The sequence below is a fragment of the Sorangium sp. So ce693 genome, from assembly GCF_051521375.1.
Classification (GTDB): domain Bacteria; phylum Myxococcota_A; class Polyangia; order Polyangiales; family Polyangiaceae; genus Sorangium; species Sorangium atrum.
Genome location: NZ_CP150347.1, coordinates 11722167 through 11746882 on the forward strand (window position 1 = coordinate 11722167; position 24716 = coordinate 11746882).

The following is a 24716-nucleotide window of genomic DNA, read 5'->3' on the forward strand; positions in this document are numbered from 1 at the left end:
CGCGCATCCTATCGTCTCGGCAGGCAGACGCGCTCTGCTCGGGCGAGCGCTGGACGCATCTCCGGCGGCCAGCGCCGTCCCGCGGCCGCCCGTGCCCACAGCGCCCGTGCCATCCCGCAGCGAGACGGGCACGGGGCGACCCGGAGGCAGAGGCGAGCGCCGCGCGGCACCCCGCCGCGGAGCAGCGCGCGAGGCCGGGCCCTCCCGCGCGCCGCTACAGCAGCGCGGCGAGAGCGGCCGCGAGCCGCTCGTAGTGCGGCCTGTCGTTGTAGATCTGGGCCGAGATCCGGAGGTGCCGCCGGGGCGACGCGGGCCAGGCGAACACCGGCACCTCGATCCCCCACCGCTCGAGCAGCGCGTCCTGGAGCGGATCGAGGCGCAGCCGGGACGACGGCGCGTCGGGGAGCGGCACCGTAGCGAGCGCGCCGATCATCGCGTCGGGGCTCGGCGGCATGCAGCCGAGCGCCTCGCACAGGAGGTCGCGCGCGGCGAGCGCCGTCTCCCGGTTGTGCGCCTGGAGCGCGGGCCAGCCGCCGGGCACGAGCGCGGCCATGGCGCGGAGCGCGTCCGCGACGCAGAGCGCCGCGCTGGGGTCGGCCGTGCCGGTCCAGTCGAACTCGAGCAGGAAGCGCGACCTGTCGGTGCGCGGCGAGTTGGCGCCGTGGCTGATGGAGAGAGGGCGGACCGCGCCCTGCCTGTCCCGCCGCACGTGGAGGAACGCCGCGCCCTTCGGCGAACAGAGCCATTTGTGGCAGTTGCCTGTGTAGTAGGCCGCCCCGAGGGCGCGTAGATCGAGCGGCACCATGCCGGGCGCGTGCGCGCCGTCGACCAGGACGTCGACGCCGCGCTCCGCGAGCGCGGCGATCAGCGAGGCGACCGGGAACACGAGCCCCGTCGGGCTCGTCACGTGGTCGACGAGGACGAGCCGCGTCCGCGGCCCCACGCGCGCGAGCACCGCCTCGACCACCTGCTCGGGCGCCTCGATGGGGAACGGCACCGCCGCGACCACGACACGCGCACCGGCGCGGGCCGCGACCGCCTCGGCCGCGTTGTTGCAGGCGTTGTACCCGTGATCGGTGATGCAGAGCTCGTCGTCGGGCCGCAGCGAGAGCGACCGCAACACCGTGTTGACCCCGACGGTCGCGTTGGGGACGAACACGAGGTCGTCGAGGTCGGCGCCGACGAAGGAGGCGAGCGCGCCTCGGGCCGCGTCGAGCAAGGGCTCCAGCTCGCGAAGGAAGAACCGGACCGGCTCACGCTCGAGCCGATCGCGGTAGCGCTGCTGCGCCTCGAGCACCGCGCGCGGGCAGGCGCCGTATGAGCCGTGGTTCAGGAAGGTGACGGCCGGGTCGAGCGACCAGAGCTCGCGCACGGCGGCGGCGCGCGACTCCGGGAAGGCGTTCGGGTTCATGGCGAGGAGCGGGCCCCGAGGAGGCGACGTGCCGGAGGGCCCGGAACAATGTCTCGCGGGCCCCGACCCCTGTCGAGGGGCACGCGAGGTGCAGCGTCCAATCCATGATGGACTGTACCGTCAATGTTGAATCATGGATCAACCATGACCGGATGCTGGCGGCCATGCAGAGCCGGTCAACCCGTCCATGATGGACATCGCGTCCGGCCGTCCCACGACGGACATCGCATCTTCGGTCCCATGATGGACACCGCACCTGCCAGCTCATGATGGACACCGCACCTGCCAGCTCATGACGGCTTGTCATGAACGGGCAGGGAGCAGCGACGGGAAGCCGCCAGCGGCGACGGGCAGGGAGCAGCGACGAGAAGCCGCCAGCGGCGACAGGCAGGCGCCAGCGGCGACAGGCAGGCGCCAGCGGCGACGGGCAGGCGCCAGCCGCACGCCTCGGCGGGTGTACCGGATCAGCGGCCCGACCAGACCGGGGAGGCGCTGTTCATCTCGAGCGCCTCCATGCGCCGCGCCGCGGGCGAGGGCGGGGCCGCCGCGGCCGCGCGCGCGGTCTTCCGCGCGCTCGCAAGCGCCGAGGCCGCCTGGACGGCGCGCTCCTTCTCCTTGTCCGACCGGGCACGCGCCGCCTGCTGCCGGAGCCGGTCCTCCGCTGCCGCGAGCTTCGCCTCGGCCGCGCCGAAGTTGCCCGCGCTCACCTCCTGGGCCGCGTCGAGCTGCATCATGCCCGCCTCCATCACCGCGGCGATCGTCTGGGTCTTCTCGTTCTGGTGCGCGGCGACGAGGGCCGGATCGCTCGTCACATCATAGCTGGCGACCACCTCCTGCACGCGCGGGAGGTTGCCGCTCTCGGCGTCGCGGAAGTGGAGCCGCACGCTCGCCAGCGGGTGCGAGCCGGCCGCCGGCGCGGTGACCCGCGCCCGCACGAGCATCTCGCGGTGCTGCCCGCCGAACATCGTGCCGAGCAGCACCCGGAGCGCGTCCCCGGAGCGCTCGGTGCGCTCGTTGGGGACGTCGAGCAGCTCCACGCCGGGCGCCGGGACGATCTCGACGAACGCGCCCGTCGCCGCCGTCGTCTGGAGCAGGGCGAGCTCGCGCTCGAGGACGGAGGACATCTCGCGCGCCTCGGTGAGGTGGTACAGCCGGCCGCTGGAGCCGATGGCGAGCGCGTTGAGCGTGCGCTCGTCGTAGTCGGCCCCCACCCCGATCGACGTGACCTGCACCCCGTGCGCGGCGCCGCGCTGGGCGAGCGCTCCAAGGATGTCGGGAGAGGAAGGCCCGATGTTCGCCTGGCCGTCCGAGATGAGCACCACGCGCCGGACGGCGTGCGTCGACGGCGCGGCGAGCGCGTGCTGCTCCGCGAGCTGGAGGCCAGCGAAGAGGTTGGTGCTGCCGTCAGGGCCGAGCGCGGCGATGGCGCGCGCCACCGCGGGGCGCGTCGACGGGCCGAGCACGGTGGGCGAGACGCGCGCCTGCGCGGTGTCGGCGAACGACGCGACCGAGACGAGGTCGCCGTCGGGGAGCCTGTCGACGAACGCCTGCGCGGCCGCGCGCGCGTTCTCCATCTTGGGGCCTTGCATCGAGCCGGAGGCGTCCACGAGCAGCACGACCGCCGCCGGCGCGCGCTGCTGTCCGCGGGCCGCGCGCGCCGCCGGGACGTCGATCCACACGCCGAGCTGCGTCTCGCGCCTCCCCGGCAGCACGAAGTCGCTCGCGCCCGCGGCGCCGATCCACACGCCCTGGTTCCCCGAAGGCCGCGGCTCCGGGCGGGACGACGGCGCCTCGGCCGCCGCCGCAGAGGGCTCGGCCGGCGCCGTCGGGGCCACGGCCACGGCGACCCGCTTCGCCTCCTCCCCCTTCGTCGCGTCCTCCCGCGCCGCTGCGCCCGACGCGGCCGCCACCGCCGCGGCGCTCGTGCCCGGAGGCGCCGCCGCGCTGGCCGTGCAGCCCAGAGCCGCCCATCCCATCAGCAATCCAGCGAGCATCGTCCGCATCGAGAAGCTCCTTCCGCCGCAAGCCATGGCGCGGCCCACGGGGGGACCGCGTCCCTCCGCCGCGATCTCCCGGACCCCGCAGCGCGCGGCTTCTACGGACCGGGCCGAAAAAAGATCTCCGGGAGAGCCCGCGCCGGCAGCACCACCGCCGGCGCTCGCACCGGCGAAACGCCGCCGCTCCGCGCCCGGAGCCCCCTCCGAGCACACATCCATGGGTCGTCCCTGCCTGACTCCAGGGCACATCTCGAGATCTCGCGAGATCCGCGACTCCCGACGTCCCTCTGTCGATGGTTCAGGTCTTGCTCATTCACGACCATCGACAGGCGATCGCCGGAGCGCGGCGCCCAGACACGATGCGCCGCACGGAGCGGCGATGCCGGAGGAGGTCGATCCGATGCAACTCGCGCGCAGCAAATCTCCAGCTCTCCTCGCCGCGTTCGCGGCGGTCTTCCTCGCTGTCGGGGGCCTCCTTGCTTTGCCGGGCTACACGCTCACCGGCACGGGCGTCCGCGTGAGGACCATCGGCGTGGTCAACATCGATGTCTATCGGATCAGCCATTACATGGATCAGCTCCCCGCCACCAAGTCCAAGGAGGCTGTCATCGACATGGACACGGGGAAGAAGTTCGTGTGGACGATGCTCCGCGACGTCGACCGCGCGAGCATCGTCAAGGCGCTGCGGGACGCCTATGCATTGAACCGATACACGGACACGCCGAAGATCGAGAGGTTCGTGGCGGCGTTCAAGGGAGACCTCAAGGCGGGAGCAGAGGTCACCATCGCGTACGACCCGGGCGCGAAGACGACCACCGTCACAGTCGCCGGCGGCGGGACGGCGACCGTGGCAGGCGTCGATTTCATGAAGGCCACCTGGCGGATCTGGCTCGGCAAGATCGATCAGCCCACGCTGAGCGACGCCCTCATCGCCAGGCTCCGCTGAGGCAGGCGAGGCCCCGTCAGTCCGACGGCTTGTCGCGCACCACGAGCACCGACCGGTTCGTGTGGTTCACGACCTTCGCCGCCGTCGTGCCGAGCACCTTGTCGATGCCCGAGTAGCCGTGCGACCCGATGACGATGAGATCCGCGTTCTCCTCGTCGGCCGTCCGGCAAATGACCTCCCAGGCCACGCCGACGTGGATCACGACCTTGGCGAGGAGCTCGGGCGGCACGTCGCGCGCGAGCTGCGAGAGCTCCTCGCGGTCGCTCCGCTCCAGGATCTCGGGGACGCGGGTCGGCGACTCGTTCAGCGCTTCCGCGGGCAGGCTGTGGTGAAGCCCGATCCCGCGCACGAGCACGAGCTTGCCGCCGAGCTTCTGCGCGAGGTCGACGCCCTCCGCGAGGACGAGCGACGCCTTGGGGGAGCTGTCCAGTGCAACGAGGATGGTCCGGGGGTGCTTGAGACTCATGGCGTCCGCCTTTCATGCGGTGACGTACCGCACCTTCTTTAGCCGACCTGGCGCCGGACGCGCAGCGCATCGCTCGGCGGCGGCGCCCCGCGCCTTCGCGCCGGCCCGGCCGCCTGCGTCGAGCACGGCGGACCGTGCGTCCAGCGTGGATCAGGCCCGGATCGTTACGCCATGGCCTCGGTCGTCCGTGAGGATCTCGAACGCCGCGCGCCGCGCCGTCGTCAGGGTCTCGATCCCCACCTCGCGGCCCAGGCTCTTCCGCCGCAGGGTGACGGTGCAGGCCCCGATCTTGGTGTTCAGGCAATGCTTCACGCCGCCGGGAGGGTTCCTGTAGGCCAGGCCGACGAAATCGCCGGCGGACCCGGAGATCTGCCCGTCGACGCTCAGCCGATCGGTCTCCGTCCGGAAGCGCCAGGTGAAGTAGTCGAACGAGGCGTCGGCGCGGACCGACTGGACGAGCGAGGTGAGCGCGATCTCCTCGCCGCGGTGCCGGAGGACCAGCGGTGTCATGTTCGGCGTCCAGAACGGTCCGACCTTCAGTCGGGCCGTGGCGACCTCGAGGAAGCTGTCCGGGTGGCTGTCGAACCCGGCGACCTGCCCCCAGGCGTAGAGGTCCGTGTGCTTCGTCCCCCAGTTGTGGTTCTGGCTGCCCACCCAGCCCGAGACGTCCACCCCGCGCCCGGCGACGCGGAGGAGGCCGCTGTAGACGGCCATCGGCGCGCCGACCAGCGCCTTCGCCTTCGGCAGCGGGGCGCCGTAGAGGGCCGCGGGGAGCAGCAGGAGAGGCTCCCCGCCGCCCTCGTACGCGAGGTCCCAGGTGATGGCGTCCTCCCCCTCGCCCGCCGCGCCCGTGAGCCTGCCGAGGCTCAGGCGGGCGCCGTCGATGGCGACCGACAGGCTGTCGCGGGCGAAGGAGCAACGCCCGGCGAACGGGACCTCGCGCTTGGCGACCACGTGGCGCCCCGACTCGCCGTCGAAGTAGACCGCCCAGAGCTCACCTTCCGCGGCCTCGGGCCTCCCGGCCGGGCTGAACAGCGTGTACCGGATCCAGAAGGCGAGCGGGCGCGTCGGGTGGTTCGCCCGCTGGAAGAAGCTCTCGTAGAAGCCGCCCCGCTGCCCCGGCCGGTAACGCGCGTGGTTCGCCCGCTCCCGGATCGTCCTCGCCTTCGCGCGCGCCATCGAGCCCCCGCTCCTCCAGCCTAGTGCCCCCGCTTTGACCCGCCGCTGAGAAGATCGCCGATCACCCGCTCCAGATCGTCGAGCGAGATCGGCTTCGCGATCTTCGGGTTGTCCACCCGCTCCACGAACTCGCGCGCGCTCGGCGTGAAGGCGCCGCCCGACATGAAGGCCATCTTCGGCAAGAGCTGCGGGAACCGCTCGCCGATCTCGTCGTACAGGGCCATCCCGCTCATCTGCGGCATCAGGAGATCGCAGACGATCGCGTCGATCCGGCCGCCGCGGTCCCGCAGGAGGTCGAGCGCCTCGTGGCCGCTCTTCGCCACGAGCACCTCGTGCCGCTCCTCGAACGCGCGCGCGAAGGCGTTGAGCAGCATCGGCTCGTCGTCGACGAAGAGGATCGTCCCGCGCGGCGACGCGCGCGGCGGCTCCGGCGGCGGCCGCGGCGCGGGCAGATCCGTCGGGTTGAGGCCGGTCAGGCGGATCGTGAAGACGGTGCCGACGCCGGGCGTGCTCAACACCGTCATCGTGCCGTGCTGCTCCTCGACGATGTTGCGCGACACCCAGAGCCCGATGCCCGGGCGCGCGCTCTCTTCCTTCGTCGTGAAGAACGGGTCGAAGATCCGCTCGACGACCTCCGGGGTCATCCCGCGCGCGTTGTCCTCCACCTCGACGTGGTGGACGCCGGCGTCGAAGCGCGTCGTCACGCGCACCATGTTCTCGTCGCGCGGGCGCTTCGGCATCGCCTGCGCCGCGTTGATGAACAGGTTCACGAACACCTGCGAGAGCTTGCCCGGATAGCCAACGAACGGCGGCATCTCGCCGTAGCTGCGCTCGATGCGGCAGAGCTGGCTGAGCTGCGGGCCCGTCATGCGCAGCGCGAGCTCGATCACGTCGACGAGATCGACCCGCTCGGGCTTGCGCTCGCTGCTGCTCGAGAAGAGGTTGAGGTCCGTCACGATGTCCCGCATCCGCTCGACGCCGGCGAGCGCCTCGTGGCACGAGCGATCGATGAGGTCGATGGCGCGCAGCAGGTCCTCGTACGAGCCCGAGGCGACCGGGCGCGCCGCCGAGACGAGCTTGTGCGCCCCGCTCCGGATCTGCTCGAGGTTCGCCATCACCCACGCCATGGGGTTGTTGAGCTCGTGCGCGACGCTCGCCGCGACCTGGCCGATCGAGGAGAGCTTCTCGCTGTGGAGGATCTGCGCGCGGCGCGCGACCTCCTCGGTGACGTCGCGCATGAGCGCGAGCGAGGCGTCCTCGCCGTAGAGCCGCGTGATCCGGACCGTCATCACCTTGGTCAGGCCGGCGCGCGTCCCGCAGCGGATGGTGGCCTCCCGCGGCGCCTCGGCCCGCGACGCCGACAGCACGAGCGTGCGCAGGGCCGGCACGTCCGCCGCGACCGCGAGCGCGGTGATCGGCCGGCCGATCCACGCTTGCCGCGAGTGACCGAAGAGCGCCTCGAACCGCACGTTCAGCCGCGTCAGCATGCCCTCCTGGTCGATCGTCGCGAGGACGTCGGACGAGAGCTCGACGATCTCGCGGTAGCGCTCCTCGGAGGCGAACAGCGAGCGCTGGGCGTACGCCTCGGCGAAGCGGTGCTCGAACTGGAGCAGCAGCGCGTCGACGGCGCGGAGCACGTCGATCGAGGACGAGCCGTCCCCCTCGGCGTCGTCGTGCGTCGTGTCGAGCACGCCCGCGACCGCGGTGCGGAACTCGGACGCGGCGATCAGGGGACCGCTGATCGAGTACCCGGTCGCGTAGCGCTGCTCGACGAGGTGCGTGATGAACTCGTCGAGCAGCGTCTCGCTGCCGTCCTCGAGGATCCTGGTGAACGCGGCGAGCCAGGAGCGCACGTTCTCCGTGACCTCGCCCACGGGCCGATCGGTGTACCGGCCCCGCTCCGGCGGCAGCGCCAGCACGTTCTCGATCCAGTCGTCGATGAGCTCGTCCTTGTGCCGCTTGCAGAGGTCCAGCAGCCGCCGGCGCGCGAGCGCCATCGACGTCTCCGCGTTGGTCGGCGGCCCGTGGATCTGCGAGCGCCGCTCGCCGTCCCCCCCGACGCGCGCGCCCCGCGAGTCCGGGACCTGCGAGCGCCGCTCGCCGTCCCCCCCGCGCGCGCCCCACGACTCCGGGATCTGCGAGCGCCGCTCGCCGTCCCCTCCGTTGCGCGCGCTCCGCGCCTCCGGAAGCTCACGCTTGGCTTCCTCGTCCGCTGCCATCGCCGTTACCTGCCGCGGAGGACCTCGCAGCCCATGAACGCCCGGAGCGGCTCCGGCACGACCACCGTGCCGTCCGCCTGCTGGTACTGCTCGAGGATCGCGATGACCGTCCGCCCCACCGCGAGCGCCGACCCGTTCATCGTGTGGACCAGGCGCGGCTTCGCCTTCGGCTCGGGCCGGTAGCGGATCTGGGCGCGGCGCGCCTGGAAGTCGCCGAAGTTCGAGCAGCTCGAGATCTCGCGGTACACCCCCTGGCCGGGCAGCCACACCTCGAGATCGTACGTCTTCTGCGAGCCGAAGCCGAGATCGCCGGTGCAGAGCGCCGAGACCCGGTAGTGCAGGCCGAGCCGCTTCAGGACCTCCTCCGCGTGCGCTGTGAGCAGCTCGTGCTGGCGAGCGGAGTCCTCCGGCGCCGAGAACCGCACGAGCTCGACCTTGTCGAACTGGTGCTGCCGGATGAGCCCGCGGACGTCGCGCCCGTGGCTGCCCGCCTCGCTGCGGAAGCACGGCGTGTAGGCCGTGTACGCGATCGGGAGCGACGCGCCGTCCAGGATCTCGTCGGCGTGGAGGTTCGTGACCGGGACCTCGGCCGTCGGGATGAGGTACAGGTCGTACGCCCTCTCCGGGTCGCTCTTCTGCGTCTTGAACAGGTCCTCGGCGAACTTCGGCAGGTTGCCCGTGCCGAACAGCGCCGTGTCCTTGACGAGGAAGGGCGGCAGCACCTCGAGATAGCCCTGCTCGCGCGTGTGCAGGTCGAGCATGAACGAGATCAGCGCCCGCTCGAGGCGGGCGGCGGCGCCCATCAGGACAGTGAAGCGCGCCCCCGAGAGCTTCGCCGCGCGCTCGAAGTCGAGGAGGCCGAGGGCCGTGCCGATGTCCCAGTGCGACTTCGGCGCGAACGAGAAGGTCGGCTTCTCGCCCCACGTCCGGACGACCACGTTGCCCTCCTCCCCCGCGCCCACGGGAACCGACGGGTCAGGCAGGTTGGGCACGATGGAGAGCTGCTCGGTCATCCGCTTCTCGAGCTCGGAGACGACCTGCTCGGCCTCCTTGATCCGCGTCGACAGCGCCTTCAGCTCGTCGCGCTTCTGCGCGAACTCCGGCGATTTCTTGTCGAGGCGCGCCATCGCGTCGTTCGCCGCGTTGCGCTCCGCCTGCCACCGCTCGAGCTCCTGGATGTTGGAGCGCCTCGCGCTGACCGTGGAGGCGAAGTCGTCTCCGAGGCTGGCGGCGGCGGCGGGCGAGCGAAGAGCGAGCGCCGCGCGCACCTCATCGAGGTGCTCCGCGACGTAGCGAGGATCGAGCATACCCCAGGGTTTAGCCGAAGCCTGCACGCGCGTCAGCAGCCGCGACGCGCCGCTCCGCATTCAAAGATGGGCCCGCTCCCCGCCGGGCGGAGCGGCGAGGAGCGGCGTGGCAAGACGCGTCAGGCGCTGGCGCCCAGGCTGCGCAGCACGAACTGGAGGATGCCGCCGTGCTGGTAGTAGTCGACCTCGTTCGGCGTATCGATGCGCGCGGTGACGGTGAAGGTCTTCTTCGCCCCGCCTTCCCCGGTCGCGACGACGTTGAGCTTCTTGCCCGGCGTGAGGTTGTTCGAGATGCCGTCGATCTCGAACACCTCGCGCCCGGTGAGCCCGAGGGTGGACGCGTCCTCGCCCGGCGCGAACTCGAGCGGGAGCACGCCCATGCCGACCAGGTTCGACCTGTGGATGCGCTCGAAGCTCTTCGCGATGACCGCGCGCACGCCGAGCAGCTTGGTCCCCTTGGCCGCCCAGTCGCGCGACGACCCGGTGCCGTACTCGGCGCCGGCGATCACGAGCAGCGGCACGCCCTCGTCCTTGTACTGCATGGCCGCGTCGTAGATCGTGGTCTTCCCGCCGTCGGGCAGGTGCACCGTGATCCCGCCTTCCTCGCCGGGGCGCAGGGCGTTCTTGAGGCGGATGTTCGCGAACGTGCCGCGCATCATCACCTCGTGGTTGCCGCGGCGGGCGCCGTACGAGTTGAAGTCGGCGGGCGCGACGCCGTGCTCGACCAGGTACTTCGCGGCGGGGCTGTTCTTGGCGATGTTGCCGGCCGGGGAGATGTGGTCGGTCGTCACCGAGTCGCCGAGCAGCGCGAGCACGCGCGCGCCCCGGATGTCGGTGAGCGGCGCCGGATCCTTCGACAGGCCCTCGAAGAACGGCGGCCTGCGCACGTAGGTCGAGCCCTCGTCCCACACGAACGTCTGGCCGCCCGGGACCGCGAGCTTCTGCCACTCCTCGTCGCCGGCGAAGACGTTCTCGTACTGCACCTGGAACTGCTCGGGCCGCACGGCCGTCCGGATCGCCTCGTTGACCTCGGCCGAGCTCGGCCAGATGTCCTTGAGGTACACCGGCTCGCCGTTGCGATCCGTGCCGACCGGCTCCTTGAAGAGGTCGGCGTCGACGTCGCCGCGCAGCGCGTACGCGACGACGAGCGGCGGAGAGGCGAGGAAGTTCATCCGCACGTGCTGGTTGATGCGGCCCTCGAAGTTGCGGTTGCCCGACAGGACGCTCGCCACGACGAGATCGTTGTTGCGGATCGTGTCGCCGATCACGTCCGGCAGCGGCCCGGAGTTGCCGATGCAGGTCGTGCAGCCGTAGCCGACCATGTGGAAGCCGAGCGCCTCGAGGTACGGCAGGAGCCCCGCCTGGCGCAGGTAGTCGGTGACGACCTTCGACCCGGGGGCGAGCGACGTCTTCACCCACGGCTTCACCGTGAGCCCGCGCTCGACGGCCTTCTTCGCGAGCAGGCCCGCGCCCAGCATGACCGCCGGGTTCGACGTGTTGGTGCAGGACGTGATCGCGGCGATCACGACCGAGCCGTGGCGCAGCGTGTAGCGCGTGTCGCCCTCGGTGATCTCCGCAGGGCGCATGATCTTCTCGAGCGCCGGGACGCGCGCGGCGGCGTTGCCGGCTCCCTCCTCGAGGAACGCCTTGACCGCGGGCGCGTCGGCCGCGGCGAACTCCTTCTCGAGCATGCCCTGGAGCGAGGCGCGGAAGGTGCGCTTCGCGTCGCGCAGCGGGACGCGGTCCTGCGGCCGCTTCGGGCCGGCGATCGACGGCACCACGTCGCCGAGGTCGAGCGAGAGGGTGTCGCTGAAGACGGGGTCCGGGGTGCTGTCCGTGCGGAACAGCCCCTGCTCCTTGTAGTAGGCCTCGACGAGCGCGACGAGCTGCGCGGGCCGGCCGGTGAAGCGCAGGTACGCGATGGTCTCGTCGTCGACGGGGAAGAAGCCGATCGTGGCGCCGTACTCGGGCGCCATGTTGGCGATCGTGGCGCGGTCCGGGAGCGAGAGCGCGCTCAGGCCGGGGCCGTAGAACTCCACGAATTTCCCGACCACCTTCTTCTGCCGCAGCAGCTGCGTCACCGTGAGGACGAGATCGGTCGCGGTCGCGCCCTCGGGCAGGCTGCCGTGGAGCTTGAAGCCCACGACCTCGGGGATGAGCATCGACAGCGGCTGGCCGAGCATCGCCGCCTCGGCCTCGATGCCGCCGACGCCCCAGCCGACGACCCCGAGCCCGTTGATCATCGTGGTGTGCGAGTCGGTGCCGACGAGCGTATCCGGGTAGACCAGCGTGCCCTGCCGCATGACGGCGCCCGCGAGGTACTCCAGGTTGATCTGGTGGCAGATGCCCTGGTCGGGCGGCACCACGCGGAAGTTCGTGAACGCCTGCGCCCCCCAGCGGAGGAACGCGTAGCGCTCCTCGTTGCGCTCGAACTCGAGCGCCGCGTTCACCTTCACGGCCGTCGAGGACGCAAATCGGTCGACCTGGACCGAGTGGTCGATCACGAGATCGACGGGCTGGAGCGGGTTGATCTTGAGCGAGTCGCCGCCGAGCTTCGCGAGCGCCTCGCGCATGGCGGCGAGATCGACAACGGCGGGGACGCCGGTGAAGTCCTGGAGCAGCACGCGCGCGGGGTGGAACGCGATCTCCTGCGAGGGGCGGGCCTTCGGGTCCCAGTTGAGGACGGCCTCCACGTGGTCCTTGCGCACGACGCGCCCGTCCTCGTGGCGGAGGAGGTTCTCCAGGAGGATGCGGAGCGAGAAGGGGAGCTTGTCGATCGACGCGCCGCCTTGCGCCAGCGAGGTGAGCTTGTAATAGGTGTATGTTTCGGCTTGAACCGTCAGCGTGCTCTTGGTGCCAAAGCTGTCGACCATGCGGCCTCCTCCAACGTCCGGAGCGCCCTTGTAGGCGCCCCGAAGCCGCTAATCTAGTGTTATGTGCGCGCGTTTCACCCTCGCCGTTCCGGACTTTGCGACCCTCATCGCGCTGCTCGAGTCCTCCTCTGGCGCGGGCCGAGCAGGTGGCGGTCCGGCTCGGTCGATTGCCGCTGATCCGGAGATAGCGGCAAGGTTTCGGCCTCGTTTCAACATCGCACCTGCGACCGTCCACCCGGTGCTGCGCGCTCGGGACGGCCGGCGCGCGCTGGTGGCGGCGACCTGGGGTTTCCTGGGTCGATTCGCCAGGGGCGGCGCCGGGCCTTCGCTCCTGGCCAACGCGCGGGCGGAGAGCGCGCGGGCGAAGCCGACGTTCCGCGAGGCGTTCGCGGCGCGCCGCTGTGTGGTGCCGGCGGACGGCTTCTACGAGTGGACCGGGCCCAAGGGCGCGCGGCGGCCCACCTGGTTCCACCCCGCGGAGGGCGGGCTGCTCCGCCTGGCGGGGCTGTACCAGCGGGCGAAGGACGCCGACACGGGGGAGCCCGACCTCCGCTTCACGCTCCTGACCACCGAGGCGAACGCCGACGTCGCGCCGATCCACGACCGGATGCCGGTCCTGCTGGGCCCCGGGGACGTGGACCTCTGGCTCGGCCTCGGTGACGGCGTGGACGCGGATCGGGCCGAGGCGCTGCTCCGACCGGCGCCTCGCGGCGCCCTCGCGGCGCGCGCCGTCTCGCCGCGGGTCAACTCGGTCGCCCACGACGACCCCGCCCTGCTGCAGGAGCTCGCGGCGGAGACCGCCGCCCCGAAGGCCGCTTCTCCGAAGGCCGGCGGCACGCTTCCGCTGTTCGATCTCGATGGCGGCGCGAGGCCCGCCGTCCCCTCCGGCCGGACCTCGCGCCGCTGATCTGCGGCAACGTACGTTGATGTGCGCTCGTGACGGTCAGCGCGCGGAGGCGCTGCTCGCGCGACCGCCCTTGCGGCCCGTGCGGCTGGTCTTCGCCGGCCGGCTCGCCTTGCGCGCGGGCGCGGCTCGCCCGGTCTTCGCGGGCGGCGTGGCCGCCGCCTTCTTCCGTCCGGTCGCGGCGGTGCGGCGCCCCTTCTGCGCCCCCCGCGCCGGCTCGGCGCGCTGCGTCGACGCGCGCTTCGGTGCGCGCTTCGCGGGTGGACGCTTGGCCGCCGCCTTGCGCGCCTGCGGCTTCGCTGCGCGCGCGCGGCGGCCGGCGGCGGGCATGCTCTTCGCGACGTTCCGAGCGAGGAGCGCCTCGACGTCGCTCTCGCGCACCTGGCCGAAGCGCATGGCCAGGCGGCTGCCGAGCTCCTCGAGGCGCTCGGCGCCCATGGCGCTCTCGACCTGGGGGAAGAGCTCCTTCTCCTCTTCCTCGACGTGGTGCTGCACGAGCTCCTTCAGCACGTCGAGCCTGGCGTGAAAGGTTTCGTCACCCGGCTCGGCGCTGAGCAATTTCTGCAACATGACGTCGACGAGCGCGTGCTCCTCGTACGAGGTCGGGATCAGGGGGGAGGCGCCGAGCGCCTCCCGGCTCTCGGGATAGAAGAGCTCCTCCTCGATGGCCGAGTGGCTCACGAGGGTCGCCACGAGCTCGTCGCGGAGCGCGCTGATCTCGTCGTTGTCAGCCTGCGACATGCGCTCGAAGAGCTCTTCGACTTCCTGGTGATGCTCCTTCAATAGGTCGGTCGCCTTCATGCGGGGACTCCTCTCACGGAATGATGAAGCGCCGTCGAGGCGCTTGGCCTGTGCGGTCTGCGGGGTTTGCGCGAAGCATGCCAGGCGCCTTCCGCGCGCGAAGCGAGCGCACGACGCGCACGCGCGGGCGCGGGCGTACGTCGATCGGCCAACCCGCGCGGGGGCGCCGCGGCGCGCGCGACGCGGGGCGTGCTGCCGCGCAGCGAGGCGTCATGGCACCGCTGGAGCGTGATCGCGCGCGGCCTGCGCGATGTCGCGGACGCCTTCGCCCGCGCAGGGCGCCGGCGCGCCGCCGGGCGCCGTCAGCGGGCTCTCCCCGGCTCGCAGGCGCGGGCGTGCGTCGATCGCGCGCGCCTCAGTTCGCGCCCCATACGTTGAGCACGGCCGCCGTTTCCGCGTCGATCGTGGCCGGCTCCCGTTGCGCCGCGGGCGCGCGCACGGACAGGTCGAACGTCACGGTGCGCCGGAAGAGCGACACGGTGGCGAGGGGCATCACCTCGCGACGGTTGAAGGCGCAGGTCGGGTCCACGTCGAGGTCACAGAGAAAGGGGGGAACGCCGAGTCGACCCGAAAGCACGAGGTTGCCCCAGCGGGTGGAGTAACGATCGCCGAGGGCGGCGATCTGGGGGCCGCGCTCGACGCCCTCGAGGCCGGAGGCGACCGCCGCCAGATCCTTCCCGAGCGGCTTGCGGGCGAACGACAGGCCGAGGGCGGCGATCGCCGTGCGCGCGACGTCGATGATCTCGGTCGGGGCAGCGACGCGCTGGCCGGCGTACAGATCACCGGGAAAGTGGACATAAAGCGGGAGCGTCAGGACGGGCTCTTGGAGGTCCATGCCCTCGCCGTAGAGCGCGGCGTCGGAGCGCCCGCTGGCCAGATCGCCTGTCACGATGAAGAGGGTGTCGTCCCACAGGCCAGCGGCCTTGAGGGTCCCGATGAGGTTGCCGAGGGCGCGGTCCTGGCCGGCGAGGGCGATGGAGAAGAGGTCGCGGATCCGGTCGCGATCCTCGGGGCTGAGCACATCGCGGCGCCGGCTCCTCAGCCTGGCCAGCACCTGGGCGGCGCGGCGCGGCTCGACGGGGCCGGCGTAATCGGCGGGCTTGAGGGCGTTCAGCTCCTTCGGGCTGACCTCCCAGGGCGGATGGCCGCCGCGCGCGTGGACGAACGCGAGGAGGCGGTTGGAAGCGTCCTGACGGACGGTCTCGCTGATCCAGGCGGCGGCGGCGTCGATCGGGGTGGTGGCTGGCTCGCCGCTCGTCGGGGGATGCTCGAGGACCCGGGACCAGCCGGGCCCGAAGCCGAACGCCCGGAAAGTGGTGGGGACGCCGGTGAAGAACCCGGTGCGGATGCTGCTGTCGCTCGCGATGGCGCCGATGGTGGTGACATGGGCAGGGAGGCGGGCCCCGGTGTCGGCGACGGTATGGGCCGGCGGCGGAAGACCGGTGAGCAGCGACGCGGCCACGGCGGACACGACCGTGCTCGGCCCCCGGTGGTGATCGAACGTCGTCGCCGACGTCGCGAGCTCCGAGAGCGTGGCGAGGTGCGGCTCCGGACGACCGCTCCAGGGGGGCAGATCGGGCCGCTCGACCCCGTTCATGGCGACGATCACGACGGCGCGCGCGGCGGGCACGGACGGAGGAGGCTCCGGCGATCCGGCGAGGACGGGGTCGCCGAAGAGGATGCGCCCGCCGCGGGCCGCGGCGGCGGCGCGGAGCTCGAGGGAGATGAGGGACCCGGCAAAGGGCGCGAGCGGCAGCTCGACGTCGGTCCAGGCCGCCTTGTCGCCGCCCTCGACGTGGACGCGATGGATCACGAGCGGCTCCTGGCCGTCGCGGAGGACGCGGATCTCGGCGTCGCCTTCTCCTGAGCCCAGCGCGCCGATGGCGGCGCGGAGGCGGGTCACCCTGGAAGGGCGAAAGGCGCAGCGGACCGCGCCCGGCGCGCGCAGCGCGATGGACCTGTGGGGGACGCCCGACAGGGCGGCGGCGGGCGCCACGACGTCCCGCAGGGTCGGGGGGCCGTACGTGGCCGGGTCCTCGTCGGGGATGCCCACGCGCACCCAGTCGACGTCGGCGAACGACTCCCCCTGGCGGAGCCGGCCGGAGAACTGGAGCGTGAGGGTGTGCAGGCCGGGATCGGCGGGGAGCGTGGTGGTCGGGGTCGAGGCGATGCGGATCTGGTCGCGCTGGAGGCGGAGCGTTCCGAGGAGCTGATCGTCCAGGGAGACGGTGGCGTACTTGGAGGTGAGCCCGACGGCCCGGGCGGACACGAAGATGGGGCTCGCGGACGGCAGGACGAACGTGAGCTTGATCTGCCGCTCCGAGATCCGCGCCCAGGTGGATCCATCGTGCTCGACCGCCTGGATGCCGGTGGGCACGGTCCCTTGCCACGCGAAGCGGCCGATGAGCGCGTTCGCGCCGGTATCGAACAGGAGCCCGCGGTGCTCGAGATCGCAGCTGGGCAGCTCGTCGATGAGGTGTACGACGTCGCGCGCCGGCGGCGGAGGCGCCGCCTGCGGGCTCGCGGACGCCGTGGCCGGGGCGCCGGCGGGCAGATCCCGGGTCGACGACTCGCACCCGGTGCAACCGGAGAGGAGCGCGGCCGCGGCGGAGACGAGCGTGAGCGCGGAAGCGGAAGCGGAAGCGGAACGGCGGGTTCGGATCACGCGGGCGCGCACGGGGCGTCCTCTACCACGAGCGGGGTTCCCTGCCTGTGGCTGGGCACCCCGGGGCGAGCGTGGGCTCCTCGATTGCCTGGAGGAGCGCTCGCGGCGCGCTCAGCGGCGCCACGGCGGCGCGACGCGGAGCCGGGTGAGGCGGCCGGCCTTGACGACCGCGAACCGCACCCGCTCCTCGTCCCGGAGCTTCGCCCGGATCTCGTAGGCGCCGTCCTTGGGCGCGAGCGGCAGCTTGACGCTGCCGGTGCCGACCTTCCGGCCGTCGACGAAGAGCGTGTCGCCCGCGCCGGCGATCACCTCCAGCATGCCCTGCCCCTCGGGCACCTTGTGCTCGGCGGCCAGCGGCAGCGTCTCGGGGAGCACCGGGTTGGCCGTCGTCTCGCCGATCGGCCCCGCGGCAGCCGCGGCCGGCGTGGCGGCGACCGCCGCCGCGACCACGCTCGACGAGCCGGCGGCGGCAGGCGCGGCAGCGCCGGCCGCGGCAGCGGTCGCGGGCTCTGCGGCTGCCGGGCCCGGCTGCTCTGGGGGCGGCGGAGCGCCCTGCAGCTCGTGATCGCGCGACAACCGCGCGGCCACCGCGAAGACGAACGCCGCCACCGCGAAGAGGACCCACATCGTCGTGCGGTTGTCGCGGGCGGGCGGCTGCGGCGTCGGCACGTAGGCCGACGGCCGGCGCACGCGGCGCGGCGTGGGCGACTCGTCGAGGGCGGGCGCCGGAGCGGGGGCCGCGAGCCGCGCGGCGGGCGGCGCCGCGGGGACCTTGAGCGCCGCGGGCGCCGGCTCCTCGACGACGGGCGGCGGTGGGAGCGAGCCCAGCGTCAGCAGCCGCTCGGGCTTCGGGTACTCCAGCGCGGGCAGCGTGGCCTCCGGCCTGCGGGGCGCGGGCGCCACGCCGGGCACGGCCGGCGTCACGCCCGCCAGCGCAGCGGCCTCCATCTGGGGGCTCCGCGCCGCGCGCACGCTGACCACATCGCCTCGAATCTCGGCGAGATCGCTCGGAACCCGCGCGCTGACCAGCGCGCTGGCGAGATCGCTCGGAACCCGCGCGCTGACCAGCGCGCTCGCCTCCTCCTCGCGCGCGCTCGCGAACGCCGTGTCCTCGTCCTCGCCGTCCACGGACAGCACGGGGATAGACATGGCCGAGCTCGGCCCCGACACCGCCGAGCTCGGCGCCGCCGAGCCGCGCGCCGGCATGGCCGATCTCGGCGCCACCGAGCCGGGCACCACCGTGAGCTGGTCGTCGGTGAGCTCGACCGACGCGCGCGACGACGCTGCAGCGACGTCGCCGGCGAGCTCCGCCGGCAGCGCCACGACCGGGGCGGCCCGCTCCGGGAGGCGCCGCACGCCGCGGAGCGTCTCCTCCTCGTAGGCCACGGCCGGGGCGAGCAGGTCGTCTCCCTCGCGGCCGATCACCCGACGCACGCCGCCGCGCGCCGCGACGTCGTTCAGCACGTCCTCGACGAGGCTCGCGGCGAACTCCCCCGAGGTGATGACCGATCGCGGCGACGTCCCCCGGGCGAGCGCCCTCAGGAGCGAGCGCGCCGGCTCGGGCGTCGCGTCGGCGGTCGCGCCCATCCCCTCCAGGTCGAGGACGACGCGCTCGACCTGCATCAACGGCGGCCCGTGGAACAGCCGCTGGGCGGCCCGGGCCGCCGCGATCGCGGGCAGGAGCTGCTCCGCGAGCGTCCCCTCGAACCCGGGGCGCGGCGGCGCGGCGAGCTCGCTCTCCGGCGCGGGCGCCACGACGAAGCGGCCGGAGCCGACGCCGAGGAGCGCCGCGAGCACCGAGGGGCCGCGGTGGAACGTCCCGTCCTGCGCCGTCCGCGTCGCGCCGGCGGGGCGGCCGTCCTTGAGCAGCACCTCGTACAGGAACGCGGCGTCCCGGACCGACACGAGCGCGTCGGGCCGGCGCGCGCACGAGAGCGACAGCAGCGTCCGCGTCGTCATGCCGTCGAGCCGCCCGCGGACCTCTCCGCCCGTCGCGATGCGCTCCGCGACGCGCCGCCTGCCCCGCAGGACCTCGTGCACCCGCTGCACGAACGCCGCCGCGCTCTCCTCCTTGCGGAGGTAGCCGTCGGCCTGGGCGCCGAGCTCGCGGAGCCGCTGGAGCAGGTCCTCCTTCCAGGAGAGCAGGATGACCGGCACGTCGCGCAGCGCGACGTCGCGCTTGAGCGCGCGGCAGAGGGCGAAGCCGTCGAGCCGCGGCATCAGCACGTCGCTCACGACAAGGTCCGGCGTCGTCTGGTACGCGAGGTCGAGCGCCCGCGCGCCGTCGTGCGCCTCGTGCACGTTCGCGCCCGCGGCCCGGAGCACGCCGGCGAGGAACCACGTCACCGCCGGATCGTCGTCCGCCACCACGATGTCGAGGGCGTCGAGCGCCGCGTCGCCCGGCGCCGCGCTCGACGCGAGCGACGCGCTGATCGTGCGCGCCGGCGACTTCGCGCGGATCTCGCTGTGCAGCCGCGAGCGCTCGCCCTCGGGCGTGCTCGGCGCGATCATCCACGGGGCGAGCGGCAGCGCGCCCTCCGGCCCGTTCGGCGAGAAGCGCACGCCCCCCTGCGAGCGGATCGTCACGAGATCGCGGATGCGCGCCACCGCGCCCCAGAGCGCCGCGAGGACCTCCGCGCCGTCGCCGAGATCCACGTGCGCCCCGCGGCTCCTCGGCTCGGCGGCGTCGCAGAGGCCGCGGCGCAGCTCCGCGGCGAGGCGCGCCCCGAGCTCGTCGAGGCTGACGGCCCCGAACGGCCCGCGCACGGCGCGCGAGGCTTCAGCGCGCACGCAGGCCGCCGCCGCTTCCGCGGCGGCGCGCCGGAGCGCGTCCGGCGACACGGGCTTCGGCAGCGCGCGCGCGGCGCCGAGCGCCACGTACGGGGCCGCGTCCTCCGGCCGCGCGAAGCGGCCGACGGCGACGACGGGGACCAGGTCGGTCAGCGGATCGGCGGCCAGCGCCTCCGCGAGCCCGCGCGCGCCCGGCATGTCCGCGTCGAGCAGGACCAGATCCGGCGCGAAGGCCCGCGCGAGATCGATGGCCGTCTCCACGTCGTCGGTCCGCTCCACCTCGAACGACGGCCCGGCGTCGGCGCTCGCCGCGTCGAGCGCCTCGGCGAGCGGCGCGGCGCCCACGACGAGGACCGTGATCGGCGCGTCGATCGACGCGGCCGGCGCGGCCTCCGGCGCCTCGGCGGGGGGCGCCTGCTCCACGCCGCGCGTCGAGGACGCGCGCGCTTCCTCTTCGTCGTCGAGGGAGAGCGGCTCGGGGGCGAGGGCGCGGCCGTTGCTCACGCCCGCGATCCACGTCGTGGCCTGGCCCTTGGCCGCGGCCGCGTCTGAGGCTTTCGGCCGCGCGCCGGCGCCGCGGGCGTTCGGCGGATCCGCGGCAGCGCGCGCGCGGGGCGGCGCCGACGCCTGCTCGATCGGCTCGGCGGCGCGCGGCGCCTGCTCGCCCATGGCCGACTGCCCCCAGGCCAGGGCGGGCAGCTCCTCGAGCAGCTTCCGCAGGGCCGCCGCGGCCTCGCCGCTGAGCCGCGCGCCGTTCGCGGCGGCGAGCTGCGACTCCCCTTCGGCGAGCCGCTCGGCGACGCGCGCGAAGCGCAGGAGGCGCGCCCCCGCGCCGAGCGAGTGCAGGCGCCGCTTCAGCTCCTCGACGAGCCGCGGCGCATCCCCGTCTGCCTCGATCCGCCGGACCATCTCGCGGAGCTCCGCCACGCGGCGACCCAGGTTCGCCACGAACTCGGCGCGCGCTCCGCCCAGCCGCTCGTGCCGAGACTCGCTCGCTGCATTGCTGCGCGGCCCCGCGTGCTCCACTGCCCTCGATCCTACGCCCATTGGCGGTCCCGTATCACAGGAGGATCGGACACCCGAACTTCTCGGCGATCGAGCCCCCGCGCCGGCCGCGCGCGGGCGCCCCGGGGTCACCTCACGGCGGTCCCAGCTCGGCGGCGATCTGCTCCCGGACCCACGCGCCGGCGGCGCGCGTGCCGAGCGTGCCGCCCACATCGACCGTACACATCCCCTTGTCGAGCGCCTGGGAGACCCAGCGCTCGATGCGGCGCTCTTCCTCGGGCCACCCGAGGTGAGCGAGCAGCAGCCCCGCGGTGAGCATCGCCGCGAACGGGTTCGCGATGTCCTTGCCGGCGAGCGGCGGCGCCGACCCGTGCACCGGCTCGAACAGCGCGACCCGCCCCGGATCGGACGCGTGCACGTTCGCGCTCGCCGCCATGCCGAGCCCCCCCTGCAGCGCCGCGCCGAGGTCGGTCACGATGTCGCCGAACAGGTTGTTCGTCACGATCACCTGGAACTGCGCGGGATCCTGGATGACGTACAGGCAGAGGGCGTCCACGTAGACGTGGTTCGACTGGATCTCCGGATACTGGGCGCGCACCTCGTGGAAGACGCGCAGCCAGAGCTCGTGCGCGTGCCGCATCGCGTTCGACTTGTCCGCCATCGTGACCCGCGTCCGGCCGTTCGCCCGCGCGTAGTCGAAGGCCGCGCGGATGATCCGCTCGACGCCCTTCCTCGTATTTACGTCCTCGTTGATCGCGACCTCGTCGGGGGTGCCGCGTTTGAACTGCCCGCCCATCCCGACGTAGATCCCCTCGGTGTTCTCGCGGAACACGACGAAGTCGATGTCCTTCGCCGTGCGGCCTTTGAGCGGCACCAGCCGGTCCGACAGCGCGCGGACGGGCCTCACGTTGGCGTAGAGGTCGTAGCCGAAGCGCATGCCGAAGAGGATGTCGCGCGCGTGCTCCAGGTTGGGCACGCGGGGATCACCCAGGGCGCCGAGGAGCACCGCCGAGCACTCGCGCTGGATGGCGATCTGGATCTGGTTGGGAAACGTCGTCCCGTCGCGCAGGTACCGATCGGCGCCGAGATCGAGCTCCCAGAGGTCGATCGGCAGCCCTGCTCGCGCCTGATAGAGCTCGAGCAGCAGCTTCGCCTCATCGATGACGGACGGGCCGATACCGTCACCACCGATAATCGCTATTTTCTTGTTTTTTCTGGCTGCCACGAGATCGCGCTCCCGGTCAGCCGAGCGCGCGTTCGACCGGCACGTACTCCAGCCGGTGGGCCGCCGCGACGGGGCCGTAGGTCACGTGGCCGCCGTGGGTATTGATCCCGAGGGCCACGGCCCTGTCGGCCTTGGCCGCGGCGACGATGCCCTGGTTGGCGATCGCCACCGCGTAGCCGATCGTCGTGTTCGTGAGCGCCCAGGTGCTCGTGTGCGAGACCGCGCCGGGCATGTTGGCGACGCAGTAGTGAACGACCCCGTGGACCTCGTAGGTCGGGTTGTCGTGCGTCGTCGGGCGGCATGTCGCGATGCACCCCCCCTGATCCACGGCGACGTCGACGACGACCGTCCCCTTCTCCATGCGTCGGATGAGCTCTTCAGTCACGAGCTGGGGCGCCTTGGCGCCGGGCACGAGCACCGCGCCGACCACGAGATCGGCGCGCTCGCACATCGTCTCGATGTTCTCCGCGTTGGAGTAGAGCGTCTCGATCGCGCCGCCGAACACGTCTTCGAGGTAGCTCATCGTCTCGGCGCGGACATCGAGCACGGTGACCTGCGCCCCCATCCCGACCGCGATGGTCGCTGCGTTCCGGCCGACAACGCCGCCGCCCAGGATCGCCACGCGGCCGCGCCGCGTCCCCGGCACGCCGCCGAGGAGCACGCCCTTGCCGCCCCGCTCCTTCTCCAGGCACGAGGCGCCGACCTGAACGGCCATCCTGCCGGCCACCTCGCTCATGGGCCGCAGCAGCGGCAGCGAGCCGTCCTCGAGCTGGATGGTCTCGTACGCGACGCCGGTCACGCCTCGCTTGGCGAGCTCCCGGGTGAGATCCGGCTCGGCGGCCAGGTGCAAGTAGGTATAGAGGAGGAGACCCGGGCGAAAGTGGCCGTACTCGGCGGGGAGCGGCTCCTTCACCTTCACGACCATGTCGGCGCTCCACGCTTCTGCTGCCGACCTCGCGATGAGCGCGCCCGCGCGTGCGTAGGCTTCGTCGGAGAGCCCGCTGCCTTCGCCGGCGCCGGTCTCCACGAGGACCTTGTGCCCGTGCCCGACCAGGGCCCGGACTCCCGCGGGCGTCATGCCGACGCGGTACTCACGTGTCTTGATCTCTTTGGGGACTCCGATAAGCACGATCGCGCTCCTCTCCTCGCCGGACTGCTGAAGCGAGGCGTGTGCGACGATAGCAGAAACCTGTTCTCGCAACGCCGTGAGCCGCCGAGTCGAACGCCGGTTTCCGAGGTGAGAAACCCGGAAGATCCGTTCTAAAGCGACGTTTTCGTCGGCCGGTCACACGCCCGCGGCGGCTTCGAGCGCGGCGCGGACGAGCAGCGTGATCTGTCCCGGTGAGGCGAGATCGAGCGGCCCCATCATGGCCTCTGCGTCGAGCAGCAGGAGCTCCAGCGCTTCGCAGTGCGCCGCCAGCGCGTCCTCCCCGCCATCGCCGAGCCGGACGACCGCGGCCGCGCCGTGCAGGGCGAGCGGCCAGGCCGGCGCGAAGCTCTCCTCGATGGGGAGGCCGACCAGGGCGAGCTCGACGGCGTCGCCGAGCCGGATCACGCCGAGCGGCCTCGGGATCGCCGCCTGCGGCGGAGGCTCGGCGGGGACGACGGCGTCTCCGATGCGGCGGACCGCATGAGAGAGCGTCGCCATACGGCGCGTGCTCGCGGCGATGACGAGGTGAGGCGGCGGCGCGAAGCCCGGCCGGGCCAGGCGGGTCACGAGGGACCGGAGGACCGGAAGGTGCTCCGACGGCGCGAACGGCGTCGTGAGGTCGGCGAGCGAGATGCGGCGGATCTTCCCGGAGGCCGTCAGCTCCATCAGGACCTCGAGGATCAGGAGATCCGGCCCGCTGATCTCGTCGAGCAGCTCGTCGAGGTTGTGCGGCATCTGGAGCAGCGCCGTCAGCTTCTCGGCCACGGCGGTGCGCTCCGCGGGCTCCCCGAGGGGCGCCGGCGGCGACGTCGTCGGGGTGCGGAGCGCGTCGAGCCGGAACGCGGCCGGCTCGGCCGCGCGGAGCGTGGGCGGCGGCGGCATCGACCCGACGCGGTTGCCCTTCACGTCGCTCGCCGGCATCGGCGCGGCGGTGAAGTCGGGCACCGAGCTCATGGCGTTCGCCAGGGGTGCGGCGCTCGCTCGGTCCGCCGCGGCGCTGTCGCCGAAGGTCGCGTCGACGCTGAACGTCTCGTGGTCCGGGAGCGGGGACAGGTCGAGATCGTCGCTCGCGGGCTCGGTCACCAGGAAGGCCTCACCGGCCGGCGCGAGCTCGGCTCGCCGGCGCTGGACCTCGTCGACCTGGCGGAGCGCTTCCATCAGGAGACGCGAGGTCGGCGCCATGATGCGGCGCGCGCTCGCCGGTTCGCCGGGCGAGAACGCGAAGTGTCCGTCCCGCTCTCCGAGCAGCCGATAAAGCGCCTTCTCGCCCTCGAGGCGGCGGTAGACGGCATCGATCACCTCTCCTGCCGAGAGCCGGAGCTCCCCTGCCCCGGTCGGCGTGGTGATGCCGAGGGTGCCGCTCCGGCGGTTCATCGCGAGCAGCTGGAGCAGGTCGACGAGCGGGGCCTGCTCGAGATCGCCACGGATCTCCTGCGGCACCGTCGGCTTGGAGCCGCGCGGCGACGCCTCGGTGATCCGCGAGACGATGTGATCGACGTCGCCGCGCAGGACCTCGTCGAAGCCCAGATCGCCCTCGGCGCCGTCGACGAGGAAGAGGATGGGGGTATCGGCGAGGTCGGGGACGGCGGCGAACGCGTCCGCGAGCGCGTTGTCCTCGTCGAGCGCCCTGGCGGCGAGCACGACGTCGGGCCGGCGCTTGAACGCCTGCTCCACGGCCTCGAACGCGCCGTTCGCGTTGGTCACGGTGAGACCACGCGCCCTGAGCGCCGACGCGAGCGCGCCGAGCGCGTCCACGTCCGAATCAACCAACAGCACCC

15 protein-coding genes are annotated in these 24716 nt (G+C 72.9%); 2 read left to right on the top strand and 13 right to left on the bottom strand.

The features are described 5' to 3' along the window. Positions 1-214: 214 nt before the first annotated feature. On the bottom strand, positions 215-1411 hold the full coding sequence (locus WMF14_RS43795) for an aminotransferase class V-fold PLP-dependent enzyme (protein WP_437796367.1): 1197 nt from the start codon (positions 1409-1411) through the stop codon (positions 215-217). Between the two features lie 464 nt (positions 1412-1875). Next, positions 1876-3414: a vWA domain-containing protein gene (locus WMF14_RS43800; RefSeq protein WP_437796368.1), complete on the bottom strand. Its 1539-nt coding sequence runs from the start codon at positions 3412-3414 to the stop codon at positions 1876-1878. Between the two features lie 394 nt (positions 3415-3808). Between WMF14_RS43800 and WMF14_RS43805 the strand changes: the two genes are divergently transcribed. Continuing rightward, a complete protein-coding gene (locus tag WMF14_RS43805) occupies positions 3809-4354 on the top strand; it encodes a chalcone isomerase family protein (RefSeq protein WP_437796369.1) in 546 nt (181 codons plus the stop codon). A gap of 16 nt (positions 4355-4370) precedes the next feature. On the opposite strand, the gene WMF14_RS43810 is transcribed toward WMF14_RS43805, so the two are convergent. The 5 genes from WMF14_RS43810 to acnA all read right to left on the bottom strand — a co-directional run bounded on the left by WMF14_RS43810 (position 4371) and on the right by acnA (position 12398). Next, positions 4371-4820 carry a universal stress protein gene (locus WMF14_RS43810; protein ID WP_437796370.1) on the bottom strand — a complete coding sequence of 150 codons (450 nt, stop codon included), beginning with the start codon at positions 4818-4820 and terminating at the stop codon, positions 4371-4373. A gap of 150 nt (positions 4821-4970) precedes the next feature. Further along, positions 4971-5999 (bottom strand): hypothetical protein, encoded by a 1029-nt coding sequence (locus tag WMF14_RS43815; protein ID WP_272101946.1) that lies wholly within the window; start codon positions 5997-5999, stop codon positions 4971-4973. A 20-nt stretch (positions 6000-6019) separates the two neighbouring features. Continuing rightward, the gene (locus WMF14_RS43820; protein WP_437796371.1) at positions 6020-8218 is read right to left on the bottom strand and encodes an ATP-binding protein; all 2199 of its coding nucleotides are present in this window, start codon (positions 8216-8218) and stop codon (positions 6020-6022) included. A 5-nt stretch (positions 8219-8223) separates the two neighbouring features. Continuing rightward, positions 8224-9525 (bottom strand): serine--tRNA ligase, encoded by a 1302-nt coding sequence (gene serS, locus WMF14_RS43825; protein ID WP_437796372.1) that lies wholly within the window; start codon positions 9523-9525, stop codon positions 8224-8226. Positions 9526-9644: 119 nt separating this feature from the next. After that, on the bottom strand, positions 9645-12398 hold the full coding sequence (acnA, locus tag WMF14_RS43830; protein ID WP_437796373.1) for an aconitate hydratase AcnA: 2754 nt from the start codon (positions 12396-12398) through the stop codon (positions 9645-9647). 61 nt (positions 12399-12459) lie between these two features. Here acnA and WMF14_RS43835 point away from each other — a divergent pair, with 61 nt between their 5' ends. Further along, the gene (locus WMF14_RS43835; RefSeq protein WP_437796374.1) at positions 12460-13305 is read left to right on the top strand and encodes an SOS response-associated peptidase; all 846 of its coding nucleotides are present in this window, start codon (positions 12460-12462) and stop codon (positions 13303-13305) included. Positions 13306-13341: 36 nt separating this feature from the next. Here WMF14_RS43835 and WMF14_RS43840 read toward each other — a convergent pair whose 3' ends face one another. The 6 genes from WMF14_RS43840 to WMF14_RS43865 all read right to left on the bottom strand — a co-directional run bounded on the left by WMF14_RS43840 (position 13342) and on the right by WMF14_RS43865 (position 24714). After that, entirely contained in the window at positions 13342-14103 is a 762-nt protein-coding gene (locus WMF14_RS43840) for a hemerythrin domain-containing protein (protein WP_437796375.1), read from the bottom strand. Between the two features lie 355 nt (positions 14104-14458). After that, complete coding sequence (locus WMF14_RS43845) at positions 14459-16768, bottom strand: sulfatase-like hydrolase/transferase (RefSeq protein WP_437796376.1); 2310 nt, start codon at positions 16766-16768, stop codon at positions 14459-14461. Positions 16769-16879: 111 nt separating this feature from the next. Next, positions 16880-20584: a response regulator gene (locus tag WMF14_RS43850; RefSeq protein ID WP_437796377.1), complete on the bottom strand. Its 3705-nt coding sequence runs from the start codon at positions 20582-20584 to the stop codon at positions 16880-16882. A gap of 112 nt (positions 20585-20696) precedes the next feature. Beyond that, complete coding sequence (locus WMF14_RS43855; RefSeq protein WP_437796378.1) at positions 20697-21788, bottom strand: isocitrate/isopropylmalate dehydrogenase family protein; 1092 nt, start codon at positions 21786-21788, stop codon at positions 20697-20699. 16 nt (positions 21789-21804) lie between these two features. Further along, the gene (gene ald, locus WMF14_RS43860; RefSeq protein WP_437796379.1) at positions 21805-22917 is read right to left on the bottom strand and encodes an alanine dehydrogenase; all 1113 of its coding nucleotides are present in this window, start codon (positions 22915-22917) and stop codon (positions 21805-21807) included. A 156-nt stretch (positions 22918-23073) separates the two neighbouring features. Then, positions 23074-24714, bottom strand: coding sequence for a DUF4388 domain-containing protein (locus tag WMF14_RS43865; RefSeq protein WP_437796380.1), 1641 nt, complete (start codon positions 24712-24714; stop codon positions 23074-23076). Positions 24715-24716 lie beyond the last annotated feature (2 nt).